This is a genomic window from Streptomyces sp. MMBL 11-1, assembly GCF_028622875.1.
Taxonomy (GTDB): domain Bacteria; phylum Actinomycetota; class Actinomycetes; order Streptomycetales; family Streptomycetaceae; genus Streptomyces.
In genome coordinates this window covers 833,886-852,012 of the sequence record NZ_CP117709.1, presented here as the reverse complement: position 1 = coordinate 852,012, position 18,127 = coordinate 833,886, and the positions used below count along the sequence as shown (strand labels likewise).

The 18,127-nt window shown below is 72.1% G+C and carries 17 protein-coding genes and 1 riboswitch; of the genes, 8 read left to right on the top strand and 9 right to left on the bottom strand.

The genetic code is table 11. The features are described from left to right. The first annotated feature begins 39 nt into the window (after positions 1–39). The gene (locus PSQ21_RS03485; protein WP_274028927.1) at positions 40–1,500 is read left to right on the top strand and encodes a DNA polymerase IV; all 1,461 of its coding nucleotides are present in this window, start codon (positions 40–42) and stop codon (positions 1,498–1,500) included. Here PSQ21_RS03485 and PSQ21_RS03480 read toward each other — a convergent pair. After that, positions 1,422–1,793: a PRC-barrel domain-containing protein gene (locus PSQ21_RS03480; protein WP_097868407.1), complete on the bottom strand. Its 372-nt coding sequence runs from the start codon at positions 1,791–1,793 to the stop codon at positions 1,422–1,424. The two genes, PSQ21_RS03485 and PSQ21_RS03480, sit on opposite strands and share 79 nt — an antisense overlap. A 132-nt stretch (positions 1,794–1,925) precedes the next feature. Continuing rightward, a riboswitch (glycine riboswitch) is annotated at positions 1,926–2,023 on the top strand. A 192-nt stretch (positions 2,024–2,215) separates the two neighbouring features. Here PSQ21_RS03480 and gcvP point away from each other — a divergent pair. Continuing rightward, a complete protein-coding gene (gene gcvP, locus PSQ21_RS03475) occupies positions 2,216–5,101 on the top strand; it encodes an aminomethyl-transferring glycine dehydrogenase (RefSeq protein ID WP_274028926.1) in 2,886 nt (961 codons plus the stop codon). A gap of 103 nt (positions 5,102–5,204) precedes the next feature. On the opposite strand, the gene PSQ21_RS03470 is transcribed toward gcvP, so the two are convergent. Next, entirely contained in the window at positions 5,205–5,411 is a 207-nt protein-coding gene (locus PSQ21_RS03470; protein WP_007452228.1) for a DUF5999 family protein, read from the bottom strand. 330 nt (positions 5,412–5,741) lie between these two features. After that, positions 5,742–6,326 carry a hypothetical protein gene (locus PSQ21_RS03465; RefSeq protein ID WP_274028924.1) on the bottom strand — a complete coding sequence of 195 codons (585 nt, stop codon included), beginning with the start codon at positions 6,324–6,326 and terminating at the stop codon, positions 5,742–5,744. 483 nt (positions 6,327–6,809) lie between these two features. Between PSQ21_RS03465 and PSQ21_RS03460 the strand changes: the two genes are divergently transcribed. Both PSQ21_RS03460 and PSQ21_RS03455 read left to right on the top strand, forming a co-directional pair. Further along, positions 6,810–8,315, top strand: coding sequence for a glutamate--cysteine ligase (locus PSQ21_RS03460; protein WP_274028923.1), 1,506 nt, complete (start codon positions 6,810–6,812; stop codon positions 8,313–8,315). Positions 8,316–8,452: 137 nt separating this feature from the next. Next, on the top strand, positions 8,453–9,253 hold the full coding sequence (locus PSQ21_RS03455; protein WP_397990988.1) for a CPBP family intramembrane glutamic endopeptidase: 801 nt from the start codon (positions 8,453–8,455) through the stop codon (positions 9,251–9,253). Positions 9,254–9,314: 61 nt separating this feature from the next. Here the strand turns inward: PSQ21_RS03455 and PSQ21_RS03450 are convergent, their stop codons facing one another. The 3 genes from PSQ21_RS03450 to PSQ21_RS03440 form a co-directional block, all read right to left on the bottom strand. Beyond that, on the bottom strand, positions 9,315–10,136 hold the full coding sequence (locus tag PSQ21_RS03450) for a PhzF family phenazine biosynthesis protein (protein ID WP_274028921.1): 822 nt from the start codon (positions 10,134–10,136) through the stop codon (positions 9,315–9,317). A 129-nt stretch (positions 10,137–10,265) separates the two neighbouring features. Then, entirely contained in the window at positions 10,266–11,588 is a 1,323-nt protein-coding gene (locus tag PSQ21_RS03445; RefSeq protein ID WP_443334370.1) for an MFS transporter, read from the bottom strand. A gap of 395 nt (positions 11,589–11,983) precedes the next feature. Beyond that, a complete protein-coding gene (locus PSQ21_RS03440; RefSeq protein ID WP_274035630.1) occupies positions 11,984–12,379 on the bottom strand; it encodes a RidA family protein in 396 nt (131 codons plus the stop codon). 133 nt (positions 12,380–12,512) lie between these two features. On the opposite strand from PSQ21_RS03440, the gene PSQ21_RS03435 reads away from it, so the two are divergent. After that, the gene (locus PSQ21_RS03435) at positions 12,513–13,514 is read left to right on the top strand and encodes a helix-turn-helix transcriptional regulator (protein ID WP_274028920.1); all 1,002 of its coding nucleotides are present in this window, start codon (positions 12,513–12,515) and stop codon (positions 13,512–13,514) included. A gap of 93 nt (positions 13,515–13,607) precedes the next feature. Here PSQ21_RS03435 and PSQ21_RS03430 read toward each other — a convergent pair whose 3' ends face one another. The 3 genes from PSQ21_RS03430 to PSQ21_RS03420 form a co-directional block, all read right to left on the bottom strand. Next, positions 13,608–14,039: an RNHCP domain-containing protein gene (locus tag PSQ21_RS03430; RefSeq protein ID WP_274028919.1), complete on the bottom strand. Its 432-nt coding sequence runs from the start codon at positions 14,037–14,039 to the stop codon at positions 13,608–13,610. 26 nt (positions 14,040–14,065) lie between these two features. Further along, complete coding sequence (locus PSQ21_RS03425) at positions 14,066–14,446, bottom strand: RNHCP domain-containing protein (RefSeq protein WP_274028918.1); 381 nt, start codon at positions 14,444–14,446, stop codon at positions 14,066–14,068. A 407-nt stretch (positions 14,447–14,853) separates the two neighbouring features. Continuing rightward, positions 14,854–15,048, bottom strand: coding sequence for a hypothetical protein (locus tag PSQ21_RS03420; RefSeq protein ID WP_274028917.1), 195 nt, complete (start codon positions 15,046–15,048; stop codon positions 14,854–14,856). A 244-nt stretch (positions 15,049–15,292) separates the two neighbouring features. Here PSQ21_RS03420 and PSQ21_RS03415 point away from each other — a divergent pair, with 244 nt between their 5' ends. The 3 genes from PSQ21_RS03415 to PSQ21_RS03405 all read left to right on the top strand — a co-directional run bounded on the left by PSQ21_RS03415 (position 15,293) and on the right by PSQ21_RS03405 (position 18,095). Beyond that, complete coding sequence (locus tag PSQ21_RS03415; RefSeq protein WP_274028916.1) at positions 15,293–15,835, top strand: Clp protease N-terminal domain-containing protein; 543 nt, start codon at positions 15,293–15,295, stop codon at positions 15,833–15,835. 111 nt (positions 15,836–15,946) lie between these two features. After that, positions 15,947–16,978: an EamA family transporter gene (locus PSQ21_RS03410; protein ID WP_274028915.1), complete on the top strand. Its 1,032-nt coding sequence runs from the start codon at positions 15,947–15,949 to the stop codon at positions 16,976–16,978. Between the two features lie 160 nt (positions 16,979–17,138). Further along, positions 17,139–18,095: a DMT family transporter gene (locus tag PSQ21_RS03405; RefSeq protein ID WP_274028914.1), complete on the top strand. Its 957-nt coding sequence runs from the start codon at positions 17,139–17,141 to the stop codon at positions 18,093–18,095. Positions 18,096–18,127 lie beyond the last annotated feature (32 nt).

Here is an 18,127-nt window from a genome sequence, read left to right as displayed (position 1 = left end):
ACCGTCCCGTTGTCAGTGCCGTAGGGCAGCATCGACGGTGTGAGACCCGCGCCCACCATCCTGCACCTGGACATGGACGCCTTCTACGCGTCGGCGGAGCAGGCGGCCAAACCGAGCCTGCGCGGCAAGGCGGTCGTGGTGGGCGGCCTCGGACCCCGCGGAGTGGTCGCCACCGCCTCGTACGAGGCCCGGCGCCTGGGTGTGCACTCGGCGATGCCCACCGCGCAGGCCCGGCGGCTCGCGCCGAACGCCGCCTACCTGGTGCCCCGCTTCTCCCTGTACCGGACGGTGAGCGACCAGGTGATGGAGCTCCTGGGGCGGCTGTCGCCCCTGGTGGAGCCGCTCAGCCTGGACGAGGCCTTCGTGGACCTGGAGGCGGGCGGGACGGCGGACGACCCGGCGTCGGCCCGTGCGACGGGAGAAGGGCTGCGGACGGCCATCCGCGCGGTGACGGGCCTCAGCGGGTCCGTCGGACTGGCCGCCTCCAAGATGCTCGCCAAGATCGCCTCCGAGCAGGCCAAGCCCGACGGGCTGCTGCTCATCGAACCGGGTACCGAGCGTGAGCTGCTCGCTCCCATGTCCGTGCGCATCCTGCCGGGGGTCGGCCCGGCCACCGGCGACCACCTCAGACGCGCCGGGATGACCACCGTCCACGACCTGGCCGAGGCGGGCGAGGCGGAGCTCGTACGGCTGGTCGGAAAGGCCCACGGCCACGGGCTCTACCGGATGGCGCTCGGGCTCGACGACCGGCCGGTGGTCGCCGAGCGGGACGCCAAGTCCGTATCGGTGGAGGACACCTTCGACGTGGACCTGCACGACCGGGTGCGGGTGCGGGCCGAGGTGGAGCGGCTGGCCGTCCGGTGCGTGGAGCGGCTGCGCGCCGCCGACCGGTCGGGGCGCACGGTGGTGCTGAAGGTGCGCCGCTACGACTTCTCCACGCTGACCCGCTCCGAGACGCTCAGAGGCCCCACGGACGACCCCACGGTGGTCCGTGAGGCGGCGGGGCGGCTCCTGGAGTCCGTCGACACCACAGGGGGCGTGCGCCTGCTGGGGGTCGGTGTGACGGGGCTGGCCGACTACACCCAGGAGGACCTGTTCGCCCAGGCCGCCGACGCCCGGGAGCTCGCTCAGCGGGCCCGGGAGGAGCACCGGGCGCCGTCCCCGGAGGGCGGCGAGGGGAACGTGCCGGCGGAGCCCGAGCCGGACGGCGCGGAGCTGCTCGCCGCGCGGCGCTGGCCCGCCGGGCACGACGTGCACCACGAGGAGCACGGGCACGGCTGGGTGCAGGGGAGTGGCGTGGGCCGGGTCACCGTCCGGTTCGAGGAACCGTGGAGCGCGCCCGGCCGGGTGCTGACGTTCCGCGTCGATGATCCGCTGCTGCGGCCCGCCGACCCGCTGCCGCTCGTCCGTGACGCGGCGGACTACTCCTCCTGGCCCGCGAGCCTGCCGAAGTCCCGGTCGGGCGCCGGCCCCTCCGGGGGCGGGGAGTCCAGACCGTAATGACGGTAGAGCTGCAGTTCCTGCTCGGGAGAGAGGTGGCGGCCGACGCCGAAGTCCGGCGCGCCCTTGATCAGCGCGCGGTCGAAGGGGACCCGCAGCGCGTCCTCGACGAATTCGCTGGGCTCCAGGGGGACGAAGGCGTCCCTGCTGAACAGGCCGGTGCGGACGGCCGCCCACTCCGGCACGCCCGTCGCGTCGTCGAGATAGACCTCATCCACCGTTCCGATCTTGGCGCCCTTGCGGTCGAATGCCTTGCGGCCGATCAGGCGGCGAGGATCGATATCGGTCTGCACGGTGCCTCCCACTGGTCGCGACTGCTCGGGGTGGACGCTGTCGCTCCACCAGCACCACCCAAGTGCAGATCCGTGGCGTCGGCCACTCGAGGACTCCGGCGCAATGGCCGCTGGTAGGCTGGCAGTGGCTGCTGACCCCGTGCGGGAGAGTCCTCCGGTGAAGAATCCGGAGGCGCCGAAGGAGCAACTCCTCCCCGGAATCTCTCAGGCCCCCGTACCGCACGGACGAGGTCACTCTGGAAAGCAGGGCGATTCCGTGCGGGCGCAGCCCCGGCGGACTCGACCCTCACCGACGGTGAAAGTCGGCACGCCCCCGGGCGGACCGGTGAAGCTCTCAGGTTGAGATGACAGAGGGGGAGGCCGTCCGGGCACCCACGCCGTGGTGCCCCTCGCAGGTCGTGACAGACCAGGAGGCCTCCACCATGACCCCCCGTCGCACTCCGCTCTCCCAGCTGGAACAGGGCATTCCGTTCGAGCAGCGCCACATAGGGCCCGACGCCGGAGCCCAGGCGAAGATGCTCGCCCAGGTCGGCTACGGCTCCCTCGACGAGCTCACCGCCGCCGCGGTGCCCGACGTGATCAAGAGCGCGGAAGCCCTGAACCTTCCCTCGGCGCGCACCGAGGCGGAGGTCCTGGCCGAGCTGCGGTCGCTGGCCGACCGCAACGAGGTGCTGGCCCCGATGATCGGCCTCGGCTACTACGGCACCTTCACGCCGCCCGTCATCCTGCGCAACGTCATGGAGAACCCCGCTTGGTACACGGCCTACACGCCGTACCAGCCGGAGATCTCCCAGGGCCGGCTCGAAGCGCTCCTGAACTTCCAGACGATGGTCGCCGAGCTGACCGGGCTGCCCACCTCCGGCGCCTCGCTACTCGACGAGGGCACCGCGGCCGCCGAGGCGATGGCCCTGTCCCGGCGTGTCGGCAAGGTCAAGAAGGGTGTCTTCCTGGTCGACGCCGACACGCTGCCGCAGACCGTCGCGGTGATCGAGACCCGCGCCGAGCCCGCCGGTGTCGAGGTCGTCGTCGCCGACCTGAGCGACGGCATCCCCGCCGAGATCGCCGAGCGCGGCGTCTTCGGTGTGCTGCTCCAGTACCCGGGCGCCTCCGGTGCCGTGCGCGTCATCGAGCCCGTCATCGAGCAGGCCCACGGCCTCGGCGCGATCGTCACCGTCGCCGCCGACCTGCTGGCCCTCACCCTGCTCACCTCGCCCGGCGCCCTCGGCGCGGACATCGCGGTCGGCACCACCCAGCGCTTCGGCGTCCCGATGGGCTTCGGTGGTCCGCACGCCGGCTTCATGGCGGTCCGCGAGAAGTTCGCCCGCTCCCTGCCCGGCCGCCTCGTCGGCGTCTCCGTCGACGCGGACGGCAACAAGGCCTACCGGCTGGCCCTCCAGACCCGCGAGCAGCACATCCGCCGCGAGAAGGCCACCAGCAACATCTGCACCGCGCAGGTCCTGCTCGCCGTCATGGCCGGCATGTACGCGGTCTACCACGGCCCCGACGGGCTGCGGACGATCGCCCGGCGCACCCACCGCTTCGCCGCGATCCTGGCCGACGGCCTGCGGAACGCCGGGGCCGACGTCGTGCACGGCGCGTTCTTCGACACCCTGACCGTACGGGTCCCCGGAAAGGCCGCGGACGTCGTCGCGGACGCCAGGGAGCGCGGGGTCAACCTCCGCCTCGTCGACGCCGACCAGGTCTCCATCGCCTGCGACGAGACCACCACCCGTGCGCAGATCTCCGCCGTCTGGGCCGCCTTCGGCGCCGATGGCGACATCGAGGCGCTGGACGCGACGGTCGCCGACGCGCTGCCCGAGGGGCTCCTGCGCTCCGACGAGATCCTGACGCACCCGGTCTTCCACCAGCACCGTTCCGAGACCGCGATGCTGCGCTACCTGCGCAAGCTCGCCGACCGCGACTACGCGCTGGACCGCGGCATGATCCCGCTCGGCTCCTGCACCATGAAGCTGAACGCGACCGCCGAGATGGAGTCGATCACCTGGCCCGAGTTCGGCGCGCTGCACCCCTTCGCCCCGGCCGAGCAGGCGCAGGGCTTCCTCACCCTCATCCGTGAGCTGGAGGAGCGGCTCGCCGAGGTCACCGGCTACGACGCGGTGTCCATCCAGCCCAACGCGGGCTCCCAGGGCGAGTTCGCGGGCCTGCTGGCCGTCCGCGCGTACCACCGGGCCAACGGCGACGACCAGCGCACCGTCTGCCTCATCCCGTCCTCCGCGCACGGCACCAACGCCGCCAGCGCCGTCATGGCGGGCATGAAGGTCGTCGTGGTGAAGACCGCCGACGACGGCGAGGTCGACATCGCGGACCTGCGCGCCAAGATCGAGCAGTACCGTGACGAGCTGGCCGTGCTCATGATCACCTACCCGTCCACGCACGGGGTGTTCGAGGAGCACGTCGCCGACATCTGCGGCGAGGTGCACGACGCCGGCGGCCAGGTCTACGTCGACGGCGCCAACCTCAACGCGCTCGTCGGGCTCGCCAAGCCCGGCAAGTTCGGCGGCGACGTCTCGCACCTGAACCTGCACAAGACCTTCTGCATCCCGCACGGCGGCGGTGGCCCCGGCGTCGGCCCGGTCGGCGTCCGCGCGCACCTCGCCCCGTACCTCCCCAACCACCCCCTCCAGCCCGCCGCGGGCCCGGAGACCGGGGTGGGCCCGATCTCGGCCGCCCCGTGGGGCTCGGCGGGCATTCTGCCGATCTCGTGGGCGTACGTCCGTCTGATGGGCGGCGAGGGCCTCAAGCGGGCCACGCAGGTCGCCGTGCTGGCCGCGAACTACATCGCCAAGCGCCTGGAGCCGCACTTCCCGATCCTCTACAACGGCCCGGCCGGTCTGGTCGCGCACGAGTGCATCGTGGACCTGCGCCCGATCTCCAAGGCGACCGGCGTCTCCATCGACGATGTGGCCAAGCGGCTGATCGACTACGGCTTCCACTCGCCGACCATGTCGTTCCCGGTGGCCGGCACGCTGATGATCGAGCCGACGGAGAGCGAGGACCTCGCGGAGCTCGACCGGTTCTGCGACACCATGATCGCGATCCGGGCCGAGATCGAGAAGGTCGCGACGGGGGAGTGGAGCGAGGACGACAACCCGCTGTCCAACGCCCCGCACACCGCGGCCGCGCTCGGCGGCGACTGGGAGCACGGCTACAGCCGCGAGGAGGCCGTCTTCCCGGCCGGTGTGTCCGCCGCGGACAAGTACTGGCCGCCGGTGCGTCGCATCGACGGGGCCTTCGGCGACCGGAACCTGGTCTGCTCCTGCCCCCCGCTGGACGCGTACGACGACTGAAGCCGCCTGTCGTAGGGCGTGTGCCGTGAGCGGCGCACGCCGGACATGCGTCGGGGCCGGTACGGAGTTCTCTCCGGGCCGGCCCCTGTTCGTCGGACCGTCCTCAGGCGGCCTTCACCACGCGGCCGGCTGCCAGGGGCCGGTGCGGGGCGATGATCTGCCCGTCGGGCAGCAGCTCGCCGGTGTCCTCGAAGAGCAGGACGCCGTTGCACAGGAGACTCCACCCCTGTTCGGGGTGGTGGGCCGTCAGGCGGGCGGCCTCCCGGTCGGGTGAATCGGCGGTGGGGCAGGGTGGCTGGTGCTGGCACATGGATGCGTTCTTTCGCTGCGTCGAGTCGAGTGTCCTGCGGCTGGATGAGTCGTTCATGGCCGCCCCCGTATCAGTCGGTCCGGTCCCAGTGTTGCCCTCCGGGGAAGATTCCGCAGGTATTTCGCCACAGCACCCGTACTCCTCTCATGACGCGTCACCCGCGCGGACGGTTCACCGCAACTGCACTGTCCCTTTGGGTGGTTCGGGGTGGCCGGATGGGGCTAGTCCGAGTGGGCAGCACACCGCCCCCGCAGCGACCGCTGCCCCGCCCGGTGTCCGGGCGGGGCAGTCCGAGGCCGCCGCGGGGGCGGTGTGCCGGGGCGGCGCCGGTCACGCCGAGCTGAGGAGCGGGCCGGGGGCCACGCGCAGCGAGATGACGGGCAGCAGATCGGCGACCCGGTGGGGGCGGTGGGCGGCGATGCCCGGCGGGGCCGGAGCCAGGGGCACCAGGACGTCCGTCGGTGCGAGCACTCCGGCCGCGGGATCGGCGTCGGTGTCGCCGTGCAGCCAGAGGGTGAGCATGTACAGCTCCGGGATGGACAGCAGCCGCGCCTGACAGGCGGTGGCCGACGCCTCCGCCTGCCCGAGAGCCAGCTCGGTCGAGGCGAGGTAGGGCCCCTCGAAGAAGTGCGAGAACGTCCAGCCGTCGGGCGTGAGCACGGTGTCCGCCGCGGCGACCGCGCGGCCCTCGCTCCGGATCAGGAAACGCCAGGCCGCGAGGCGTGTCAGGGGCGCTGTCCCGGCGGGCGCGATCCGGTCCAGCACATGCACGGGAAGCGGTGGTTCGGGGCTCAGCGGTCCCTGGACGGACCGGAGAGCGGAGGTGCGGGCCTCGCGGACGGCGGTGGGAGAACCGAGGGCCGCGAGAACACTGCGCAGGGCGGGCGCGGGAGCCGGGGGAACATGCAGCGGCATAGTGGGTCGCCTCTCACTTCGGAGACACGGTGACGCTTGGGCGGGTGCAGACGGCGCTGTCGGCATGTGGGCCGGAGACGGCCGGGACGGGCGAGTCGTATCAACTCTCTGCCTCGTTGAGCGGAGTTTATATGACGCGTGTTCACACAGTGTTTCCACTAGCGGTCGGAGATATGTCGCGCAAGGCGTCATCCGGCCTTCGAATGGTGGTATTCCTGGTGATTTGCTATGCCGCCGACGACCTCGACCTGGCGTCCTTCCGGCGGAGCGGTCGGCCGAAACTCGTCGGTGTTTCCCCCACGCATACTCCAGCCGAAAACGCCGGGAACCACATGCCTCCGGAATGTGCCCCCGGTCTCCTTCCCCCAGACTATCGGGTATCGGAGGCCCGCGGGGGCGTTACGGATCACTCCCGCTGGGCATTATCGATCGTGATGCGAGCGGCCTGGGCCGCGGGCCGCCCACTGGAGGAGGGACCCCTCGATGGGGGAGAAGGTCGTGGCGGAAGCCGTTGACCTGTCCGATCGACAGGCGTACCGCACCAAGCTCAACCAGTGCCTGGAAGGGCTGGGCAGACTCCTGGCGGAGCGGAGGTTCGACCGTCCGCGGAATCTGATCGGCCTGGAGATAGAGCTGAATCTCGCGGGTTCCGACGGGATGCCCCGGATGATGAATCAGCAGGTGCTCCAGCGCATCGCGAGCCGGGATTTCCAGACCGAACTGGGGATGTTCAATCTCGAAGTGAATATCGTTCCGCACCGCCTTGGCGGCCGGGTATTCGATCAGCTATCGGAGGAGCTGCGGACCGGCCTGGCCTATGCGCACCGCAAGGCGGGGGAGGTCGACGCGGGGATCGTGATGATCGGAATCCTGCCCACCCTGGGGGAGCACGACGTGGTGTCCGCGAACCTTTCGGACGTGGACCGTTACACCCTGCTCAACGATCAAATGGCGGCCGCCCGCGGGGAGGATTTCGTCCTGGATATCGAAGGCGTCGAGCGATTGGTCTGCACCTCGCCCTCGATCGCCCCGGAAGCGGCCTGCACCTCGGTGCAGCTGCACCTCCAGGTGACGCCGGCCCGGTTCGCCGACGTGTGGAACGCCGCCCAGGCGATCACCGGCGTCCAGATCGCGCTGGGCGCCAACGCCCCCTTCCTCTTCGGCAAGGAGCTGTGGCGGGAGTCCCGCCCGCCCCTGTTCCAGCAGGCCACCGACGTACGGCCGCCGGAGCTGGCGATCCAGGGCGTGCGCCCCAGGACCTGGTTCGGGGAGCGGTGGATCGGCTCCGCCCACGAGCTCTTCGAGGAGAACCTGCGCTTCTTCCCGCCGCTGCTGCCGATCTGCGACGACGAGGACCCCCTGAAGGTGCTGGACGAGGGCGGGGTGCCCGAGCTGGCCGAGCTGGTGCTGCACAACGGCACCGTCTACCGCTGGAACCGTCCGGTGTACGGGATCGCCGACGGCGTCCCGCATCTGCGGGTGGAGAACCGGGTCCTGCCCGCCGGGCCGACGGTCACCGACGTGATCGCCAACGCCGCGTTCTACTACGGGCTGGTGCGGGCGCTCGCCGAGGAGTCCCGGCCGGTGTGGAGCAGGCTGCCGTTCGAGGCCGCCGAGGAGAACTTCACCGAGGCCTGCAAGTACGGCATCGAGGCCGAGCTGCTCTGGCCGCGGCCGGGGCGCTCCGGCGGGCCGGCCAGGATTCCCGCCGTACAGCTGGTGCTGGAGGAACTGCTGCCGCTGGCCGCCGCGGGGCTGGACGCCTGGCACATCGAGCCCGCGGACCGGGACCGCTATCTCGGGGTGATCGAGGAGCGCTGCAAGCGGCGCGTCAACGGGGCCTCCTGGCAGGTGGCCACGTACCGCCGGGCCCTGGGCGCCGGGCTGGGGCGGGACGCCGCGCTCGCGGCCACCACCCGCCGCTATGCCGAACTGATGCACGCCGGGGAGCCGGTCCACACCTGGCCGGTGGGCTTCCCGGCGCGCTGACCGAGGACCGCCGCCGCGCCCGGTGCGGCGGTGACCTTGCGAGGCCGGCGCCGGGGCTCCGGTGGGTCCCGGCGTCCTTCCACCGTGTGGCCGTCGGGCAAGCTGTGACGTCCCAAGTCGCAGAACAAGAGGCAGGTGTGCAGGTGGAGGCCGGGCGCGTGGCTGATGCTTTTCCCCAGGAGGCCGTGTCACGAAGGATCTCGCGGTCCGAGGTGGTGCTGGTCCTGGCGCTCTCGCTGGGCGCCAGCGCGGTGTCCGCCCTCATCAGTTTTGTCGGATCACTGACGAAACCGGGAGGTCTGAAGGACCAGGCGGCGACGCTCAACGGCTCGTACGCTCCGGGTCGTCCCTGGCTTGATCTGGCGTGGCAGCTGTTCGGCATCGCCACGGCTCTGGTGCCGGTCGCGCTGGTCGCGCACCTGCTGATCCGGGAAGGAACGGGGCTGCGGGCCATCGGGTTCGACCGTGCGAAACCCTGGTTCGACCTCGGCCGGGGGACCCTGGTCGCGGCCGGCATCGGCAGCGCCGGCCTCGCCTTCTACCTGGTGGCACGGGCCGGCGGATTCAACCTGACGGTCGTTCCCGAGTCCCTCCCCGAGGTCTGGTGGAAATTCCCCGTACTGATCCTCTCCGCGATCCAGAACTCCGTGGTGGAGGAGGTCATCGTCGTCGGGTATCTGCTGCGCAGACTCGGGCAGTTGGGCTGGACGCCGATGGCCGCGCTGGTGGCGAGTTCCGTGCTGCGCGGCTCGTACCACCTGTATCAGGGGATCGGCGGCTTCATCGGCAACGTGGTGATGGGCGTCGTCTTCGTGCTCCTCTACCGGCGCTGGGGCCGGGTGGGCCCGCTGGTCGTCGCGCACGCGCTCCTGGACATCGGAGCCTTCGTCGGATACGCCCTGCTCGCGGGCCGGGTCGACTGGCTGCCGACGCCCTGAGCACGGCGCTGTCCGAGCCGTGCAGGGGGTGCGCCGGAGCTTCGGCGCACCCCGGCGGCCGTCAGAGCGTGGTGAGCAGTTCGCCGTCGATCACCGTGACCGCCGTGCCGGTCAGCAGGGTGCGCTCGCCGCGCAGCGCGGTGCGGACCATGCCCGAGCGGGCGGACGCCTGGAGGCCCGTGAGGTCGTCGCGGCCGAGGCGGGCCGACCAGAAAGGGGCCAGTGCGGTGTGGGCGCTGCCGGTGACCGGGTCCTCGTCGATGCCGACACCCGGGAAGAAGCCACGCGAGACGTAGTCGTAGCCCCGGGCGGGGTCCTCCGCGACGGCGGTGGCGATGACACCGCGCCGGGAATGGGCCACCAGCGCGGCGAAGTCCGGGGCGAGCGCCCGTACGGCCGCCTCGTCGCGGAGCTCGACGAGCAGGTCGCCGATGTGCTCCCCGGTGTCGTGCACCGAGACGGGGTCCGCCCCGAGGGCGTCGGCGAGGCCGTACGGCACCGGCTCCTCGGTCAGCGGGGAGGTGGGGAAATCGAGGGTGAGAGTGCCGTCCTGCCGGGCGGTCGCGCTCAGGATTCCGCAGCGCGTGGCGAAGCGCACCGGGCCCGTGGCGAGGCCCGTGGTGTGCAGGACGTGGGCGGTGGCGAGCGTCGCGTGCCCGCACATGTCCACCTCGGTGGCCGGGGTGAACCAGCGCAGCGCCCAGTCGGCCGTGCCGCCCGGCGGCAGCGGGTGGGCGAAGGCCGTCTCGGAGAGGTTGACCTCGGCGGCGATCTCCGAGAGCCGTTCATCGGCCGGGAACGTCCCGCCGTCCAGCAGGAGCACGCCGGCGGGGTTTCCGGAGAAGGGGCGGTCGGTGAACGCGTCGACGATACGAATCCTCATGGGGCGACCGTAGACGGCCGGGGCGGAGACGGACCAAGGCCAATTCCGGGTATCTGGCCCCTGCCCGTCGCTCCGCAGCAGAGCGCCCCTTCAGCGGTACGCCCCGGCCCGGAGCCGCCGGGGCGTCCCTCACGTCTGCGGGGCCGGAAGCACCCGGCCCAGGCGCGCGAGCGGGGACGCGGCCATCAGGACCGGCGACAGCATCATGCCGGCGGCGGCCACCAGGAGGCCGGTGCGCAGGCCCCACTCCTGGGCGAGGAGGCCGCCGAGCAGTGAGCCGAGCGGGGTGAACCCCATGCCGACGAAGGTGATCGTCGCGGCCGCACGTCCCTGCATCCCGTCCGGTGTGGCCGCCTGCCGCACCGCCATCACCGTGACGTTCACCAGCTGGCTGAACGTCCCGAACACGAGGTTGGCGGCGAGGAGCGCGAGGACCGTCGCGGCCGAGGAGCCGTGCAGGGCGGGTACGGACAGCAGCGCCCCGTTGCCGAGCACCGCCGCGGACACGAGCACCACCCCGTGTCCGAACCGGCCCGGAAGCCGTGCGGCCAGCACCGAGCCCAGGAGCGCGCCCGGACCGGTCGCCGCGAGGACGAGGCCGACGGTGACGCCCGTCAGGTGCAGTTCGCGCGGGAGGAAGAGCAGATAGACGGTCATCGTGGCCGCGAGGGAGAACTGGAAGGCGGCAGAGGCGAGGCACACGGCCCGCAGGCAGGCGTTCATGGCGATGAAGCGCACGCCTTCAAGGATCCGGCGCCGTACCGGGGCGGCGCGCTCCGGGCGCTCCGTAACCGGTGCGACGCACTCGGGTGCCGCTTCGGGGCGGCGGATCCGTCGCAGGGACACGAACGACACCGCGAAGAACAGCGCGCCGGCGGCCGCGGCGACCGGCGCCGACAACAGGGACACCAACGCGCCACCGAGCGCGGGGCCGCCGATCTGGGCCGCGGACCGGCTGCCTTCCAACGCGCTGTTCCCCTGTACGAGTTGATCGCGCCGTACCATCCGTACGAGGGACGCCTGGTACGCCACGTCGAAGAGGACCGACAGGGCTCCGACGGTGAACGCGACCACGAACAGCGCGGGCAGCCCGAGCAGTCCGAAGATCCCGGCCACGGCCGCCGCGCCCAGAGCCACGGAGCGGGCGGCGTCGGTGAGCACCATGACCGTGCGGGCCCGCCACCGGTCCACCCACGCGCCCGCGAGGAGTGACAGCAGCAGGATCGGCGCCTGCCCCACGGCGAGGAGGACGCCCAACTGGCCCGCGCCCGCGTCGAGCGTCAGGACGGCGAAGAGCGGCAGTACGACGAGCGTCGTGTGTTCGCCGAGCTGGGAGGCCGTCTGACCTGCCCAGAGCCTGCGGAAGTCGGCGTCGCGCCACAGACCCGGCGGCGCGTTCCCGCCGGAATCGGGTACGCCGGAGGAAGGGGTGGGGGAGGAGAGGGGGTGCACAGGAACCTCTGGGGTCACCGGGAACAGGACCCGCGGCCCGGCGCGCGAAAACGCACCCGGGCACGCGGGCGGGAAAGGGCTCGCTGTGCCGCGACCTCAAGGGGCAGCACGCGATGACGGGCCGGTCCGGCTACGACGTCAGCGCGCGCTCGGACGACCGGGCATGTCTCTCCGCTCCTGGTGGGATCCTTCGTCGCGGGAACGTTAGCTCCTGGCGTGCGGGCTACGAAAGGCAATAAAGGAGGGTGAGGCCGCCGCCCGGAGCCGGCGTCACCCGGGTGCGACCGGGTGGCGCTCCTCGGCGTCCCTCACGCGAAGCACCCGGAATCCGGCTCACCGCCCGTACCGCTCCCGCCGGTTCGGGCGACGGGAACGGCACGGGCGGTGGGGCCGCGTCACGCGACGGCGGTACCTTCGAGCTCGACCAGCAGGCCGGGGACCGCCAGTCGCGTCACCCCGACCATGGTGCTGGCCGGCGCCACCCCGGCCGCGCCCAACCGCCCCGCCAGCGCGCCGTAGTGCCGGAGGAGCAGATCGACGTCGGTCGTGTAGACGTTGAGGCGGACGAGATGCGCGAGAGACATGCCCGCCTCGCTCAGCACGGCCTCCAGGTTGTCGACGCTCAGCGTCAGCTGCGCCGCCATGTCTCCGTCGTGCTGGGGCTTGCCGTCGTCGCTCATCGCCGTCTGGCCCGAGATGTACAGGGTCCGGGTCTGCCCGGAAACGACTTCACCCTGGTTGAACCCCAGGTCCACCGACCACGTCACGGGGTTGACGGCCGTTCGTTCCAGTGCCACTTCGGCTCCATTCGATTCAGGGGGTACGGAGGTCCGGCGGCTCGGCAGTCGCCGGATTCGACCTCGTACGGGGAGCCTCCCAACTAATGACGACACCCTTGGTCATGTATTTCGCTACCGTTCCCGCATGCGCGCCGACCGACTGGTCTCCTTGGTACTGCTGTTGCGCCGGCGCGGCCGGCTGACCGCCGACACGCTGGCCCGCGAGCTGGAGGTGTCCACCCGCACCGTCCTGCGCGACATCGAGGCGCTGTCCGCGGCCGGAGTCCCGGTCTACGCCGAACGCGGCCGGCACGGCGGGTTCGCCCTGCTGCCCGGTTTCCGGACGGAGCTCACCGGCCTGAACCACGACGAGACCCTCGCCCTGCTGGCCGCCGGATCGGGGCGCGGAGAGCAGGTGTTCGGGCTCGGACCGGCGCTCGCCTCGGCCATGCGGAAGGTGGTCGACGCGCTGCCCGAGAGCCATCAGGCCGCCGCGAGCGACGCCGCCCAGCGGTTCCTCGTCGACCCGGAGACCGATCTGCTCTCACGTCGGCCGGTCGCCGACCGGGTACCGGGCACCACCATGATCGAGGTCCGCCGCGCCGTGCTCTCCGGCCGCAAACTGCGCATCCACTACGCGGCGACGGGCCAGGCGCCGCAGTGGCGCACGGTGGACCCGATCGGCCTGGTGACCGTACGGGACCGGGGCTATCTGCTGGCCACGAGAGCCGGCGCCGACCGCACCTACCGGCTGTCACGTGTGCTGGCCGCCGAGGAACTCCCCGAACCGGCCCAGCGGCCCAACCGGGTCGACCTGGACCGGATCTGGCGGGACCGTTCCGCGCGCTTCCTCTCCGGCGGCGACCACCTCACCGTGCTGGTGCGGGTGAGCCCGGCGCGGCGGGAGGAACTGCTGGGCACCGTGCTGGCCGTCCGCGCGGAAGATCCCGACACGGACGGCTGGCCGCGGCTGGAGGTCACCTTCCAGGACGCACGGCACGCCGAATGGGCGCTGTGGCGGCTCGGCACGGATGCGGAGGCCCTGGCCCCGAAGTCCCTGCGCAGCGCCCTGCGCGACCGGGCCGCCACCCTGGCGGCCCGTTACGGAGCCCCGCCCCGGGAGCCGCTCCCGCCGGGTCGTCCCTGAAGTCCCGACAGGACGGGATCGCCTGTGATCCGCAGGGGGCGGGAGCAGGAACCCTGAGCGTCGTGACACGGCACCGCGCATGACGGCCGGGGGTCATGGCGCGAGCCGCATGCGGGAGGCGAGACCGGGGTCCCGCAGGGGTTTGAGCGCCAGGCGTACCAAGGCCAGTGCGTTGTCGTCACCGGCGATGCGGTTGGCGCTGAGCTCACCGCAGGATACGCACTGGTGGATGATCATCCACTCGCCGTCGGCCCTGACCGACATGCCCAGCGCTTCCATCCGGGCGTGGCAGTCCGCGGCCCGGTCGCCCGGCACCCGTCGGTCGACATGCAGGCTGACCAGGCAGTTCGGGCAGTGATTGCGGTGTGTGGTGCCGGGCGCGTCCAGGGACACGTCCAGCCGGCAGCCCGCGCACCGGAAAGCGTTTCCCCGGTGCCCTCCCTGGCGGTGCAGGACGTCCTTGTACCGCTGGGGCCGCCGTGCGGTCCGGGCGCGGCGGCCGGTGTTCTTCGCTCGTCTCGGCATGGCCGGTCCTCTCCCTTCCTTCCGGTTCAGAGGTCGCCGAACGCTTCGAGCGGAAAGGGGGGTTGCGCCAGTGGCCGTACGGCCAGCCGCATCAGGATGAGCTGGTTGTCATCCGCGAAGGCGGGGTTGGAGGTCAGCTTGTCGCAGCGCGCACAACGGTGAATGACCGCCCAGCCGCCCGTGGGCGGCACGGCGACGGCGATCGGCGACATCCGGCCCCGGCAGTCACCGGAGCCGCCCTCGACCGGGTCGAGAACGTGCTGGAAGCCCAGGCACGACGGGCAGTGATTGCGCCGCGTGCCGTCGTCGCCGACGGCGGACCCGGTCCGGCCGCACCACGCGCAGGAGAAGACGCTGTTCAGGGCGGTGTGTGGAGTGCTTGAGAGAGTTTCGTTGGTGCTGGACACCCGAGGTGCTCCTTGCTGGGAAGTCGGTGATGACAGCAAGAGCAGGCCGAGCGGCCTCGACGAAGACGCCCGCCCCGTACGACGCGATAAGCGTGCGGAGGCAGGGGTTGATTCAGTGCACCGGAGAGTCACGTCCGGACGCCGTCCGAGAAGGAGGCGGGAGAGAGACGGACTACTGGCTAGACGGTGCGGTGAGGCGCGCGCGGCGCGGGCCGGAACATAAAAATCTCTCTCTTCCGGGGCGCGGAGGCCCAGAACGGTCCGAGGAACGCCGTCAGCCTAACCAGGGCCCTGTCGAGGGGGCCAATGGTTTATCGGGCACCGGTCATGAGCTTCATGTTCTCGTCAGAGGTGGCCGCGAGCTCCGGTCCGGCCGGGCCGCGCCGGCCTTCAATACCGATGAGCCGTCAGGTCTGCTGGGTCTGTCTGCTCCGCCAGATCGCCGCGGCGTCGAACCTGTCGGACGCGCGGGGGTGGGGGCCCTCGTCGTGACAGTGGAAGGCCGTCCAGAAGAGATCGGCGGGCAGGGCGTCGTCGGGTGCGTACACACGGTAGACGTACTGCAGCCCGTCCTGGGCGAGCAGTGCGACCATCCAGAACACCCGTTCCTCCCCTCTCGTCCCCGCACCATGTGTATGGCGTGAGGGACGTGCGCGCGGGGCCCGCGGTTGCCCCGGGGCGCGAGATGCAAGGCGGCGCGCGCTCCGGACCGTCATGATGGTGCCGTTCGGCGCGCGATCTCATCCGCAAGGATGACGGACCGCTTCGGTCTCCCCAACTTCGGTGGGATGCTCAATGGGCCGCACCGGGGATGCTTTTCGGTCGTGGGACTGATGGGGTAGAGGTGTGCAAAACCGGACGCCGCGCCTGCCTGACCAGCTCGCACCGAACCCCACCGAACTCGATGCCCGCTTCACCGTGGAACTGGCATCGGTGCTGACGGGTGCGCGCAGGCGTGCGCTGCGCGACGGTGACCGGCAGATCGACACCGCCCACCTCCTGCATTCGCTGATCGAGACCGACCCCGACGTCCGCGAGGTCTTCGACGGCGGGCCCCACCTGGCCAAGGTGCTCGGCTACCTCGTCCAGCGCAGCATCGGCTACGGGCTCCGCTGGCAGGGCTCCGTCGAGGACTCCGGCGCCGTTCCGGTGGTGCGCGACCCGGCGGTCGACGGCTGGTCGCCCTCGGCCCTCGCCGCGATGGAGGGCGCGCTGTACCGTGCGGCGGCGCGCGGCGCCGCACGCGCCGCCGGCCTCGATCTGCTCGCCGCACTGGCCGCCGACGCCGAGTGCCGTGCGGTGGAGGTGCTCGCCCGCGGGGGCGTGGACGCGCGGTGGCTGGCGGACCGGGTGGTCGTACTCACGGCCGACGCGGCGCGACACGGGTGAGCCGCCCCCTGGCGGCGATGCGCGAGCCCCTTCCCACGGCTGCGGCCGGAGTGCCGTCTCGACAGGTGTCACGGGGGTGACGGTCCTGACGACTGCTGCCATGATGTGCCGATGCACGCGTCTTCGGGAGTTCAGGGCAGAAGTGCCGGGCTGGGCCTCGCGCTGGTCTCGGCCTTCGCGTTCGGCGGTTCGGGAGTGGCGGCCAAGCCGCTGATCGAGGCGGGGCTCGACCCGCTGCACGTGGTCTGGCTGCGCGTCGCGGGCGCCGCCGTCATCATGCTTCCGGTCGCCTGGCGCCATCGGAACCTCGTACGGGAACGCCCCGCGTTGCTGGCCGGGTTCGGCCTCTTCGCGGTGGCGGGGGTCCAGGCCTTCTACTTCGCCTCCATCTCCCGCATCCCGGTCGGGGTGGCGCTCCTGGTGGAATACCTGGCGCCCGCGCTGGTCCTCGGCTGGGTCCGCTTCGTCCAGCGCAGGCCCGTCACCCGGGCCGCCGCGGTCGGCGTGGTGCTGGCGGTGGGCGGTCTGGCGTGTGTCGTCGAGGTCTGGTCCGGGCTCAAGTTCGACCTGCTCGGCCTGGTGCTCGCCCTCGGCGCGGCCTGCTGCCAGGTCGGCTACTTCGTCCTCTCCGACCACGGCGGGCAGGACGGCCGGGACGGCGGGGACAAGCACGCCGAGCCTCCGCACCCCGTCGGCGTCATCGCCTACGGGCTGATCGTCGGCGCGGCCGTCCTCACCGTCGTCGCCCGCCCCTGGGGCATGGAATGGTCGCTGCTCGCCGGCGAGGCGGGCATGAACGGCGCGGAGGTCCCCGCCTGGCTTCTGCTCGGCTGGATCGTGCTGCTCGCCACCGTGCTCGCGTACGTCACCGGGGTCGTCTCGGTCCGGCTGCTCTCGCCCCAGGTGGCCGGGGTCGTCGCCTGCCTCGAAGCGGTCATCGCGACCGGCCTGGCCTGGGTGCTCCTGGGCGAACACCTCTCCGCACCGCAGCTCATCGGCGGACTGACCGTCCTGACCGGCGCGTTCATCGCCCAGTCCGCCGCGCCGAGGCCCCCGTCGGGTCCCGTTGCCTCCGGAGCCGGCACGGACCTGGCGGCCGGAGCCGTCGAGGGCGAGTTGTCAGGCGACCGGGCCCGGCATTAGTGTGCCGGCCATGCATCTGACTGTGCTGCCGCCGCCCGCCGCCTAGCGCGGGCGGCCACTCCTGACGAAGACCCGGGCTCGGGCAGTCCCCGAGCGGCTCGTCGCTGCCCGCGTGCGGAACCGAGCGGCCTGCCACCCCGTCCTCCTCCGGAGAAGTCACATGTCCATCCCCGCTGTTTCCGTGCTGCCCGTCGGGCGCGGCCTGCTGTATCTCATCATCGCCGGAGTCGCCTGGGGCACCGCCGGCGCGGCCGCGTCCCTGATCTTCCGGGTCAGCGATCTCGGCCCCCTCGCCCTGTCCTTCTGGCGCTGCGCGGGCGGTCTCCTCCTGCTCGCCGGGGCGCTCGCCCTGCGCCCCCGGCGGGCGCCCCGGAAGCCCGAGCCCCACAGTCGCCGGCTGCTCCGGTTCCTCGGTACCGGCATCGGTCTCACCCTGTTCCAGACCGCGTACTTCGCGGCGGTCGAGGTCACCGGCCTCGCCGTCGGCACCGTCGTCACGCTCGGCGCCGGGCCTGTCCTGATCGCCGTCGGGGCGCGCGTGCTGCTGGGCGAACGCCTCGGCCGGGGTGGTCTGGCCGCCGTGACCGGGGCGCTGACCGGGCTCGTGGTGCTGGTCCTGGGCGGCGAGGGCGGCGACGTCGTGCCGGCCGGGGTGCTGCTCGCGCTGCTGTCGGCCTCCGGGTACGCGGGCATCACGCTGCTCACCCGCCTGCTCGGGCGGGACGGCGGTGGCGGTGACGCCCTGACCACCAGTGCCTGGGCGTTCGGCATCGGAGCGGTGGGCCTGCTGCCCATGGCCGCGGCCGAGGGGCTGGTGCCGCACACCGCCGAGGCGGGGCAGGTGCTGTGGCTGCTGGTCTATGTCGCGGCGGTCCCCACCGCGCTCGCGTACGCGCTGTACTTCGCCGGTGCGGCCGCCGTCCGTTCGGCCACCGTCTCCGTGATCATGCTCCTGGAGCCGGTGAGCGCGGCCGTCATCGCGGTGACCGTTCTGCGGGAGCGACTGACGGCGGCCACGGTCCTCGGCACCCTGCTCCTGCTGACCGCCGTGGCCGGACTGGCCCTCGCGGAGGCGCGTGGCGCGGCGGCCCGCCGTAAGGAGGCCCTGGCGGTGTGACGGCCCTGCCCTGCGGGGCCGGTCGCGGCGGC

What these genes read in the sequence shown, in the direction of transcription:
- PSQ21_RS03470 (WP_007452228.1), bottom strand. Translation starts at nt 5,411, where the DNA reads ATGTGCCAGCACCAGCCACCCTGCCCCACCGCCGATTCACCCGACCGG.
- PSQ21_RS03410 (WP_274028915.1), top strand. Translation starts at nt 15,947, where the DNA reads ATGCACGCGTCTTCGGGAGTTCAGGGCAGAAGTGCCGGGCTGGGCCTC.
- PSQ21_RS03450 (WP_274028921.1), bottom strand. Translation starts at nt 10,136, where the DNA reads ATGAGGATTCGTATCGTCGACGCGTTCACCGACCGCCCCTTCTCCGGA.
- PSQ21_RS03435 (WP_274028920.1), top strand. Translation starts at nt 12,513, where the DNA reads ATGCGCGCCGACCGACTGGTCTCCTTGGTACTGCTGTTGCGCCGGCGC.
- gcvP (WP_274028926.1), top strand. Translation starts at nt 2,216, where the DNA reads ATGACCCCCCGTCGCACTCCGCTCTCCCAGCTGGAACAGGGCATTCCG.
- PSQ21_RS03430 (WP_274028919.1), bottom strand. Translation starts at nt 14,039, where the DNA reads ATGCCGAGACGAGCGAAGAACACCGGCCGCCGCGCCCGGACCGCACGG.
- PSQ21_RS03405 (WP_274028914.1), top strand. Translation starts at nt 17,139, where the DNA reads ATGTCCATCCCCGCTGTTTCCGTGCTGCCCGTCGGGCGCGGCCTGCTG.
- PSQ21_RS03460 (WP_274028923.1), top strand. Translation starts at nt 6,810, where the DNA reads ATGGGGGAGAAGGTCGTGGCGGAAGCCGTTGACCTGTCCGATCGACAG.
- PSQ21_RS03465 (WP_274028924.1), bottom strand. Translation starts at nt 6,326, where the DNA reads ATGCCGCTGCATGTTCCCCCGGCTCCCGCGCCCGCCCTGCGCAGTGTT.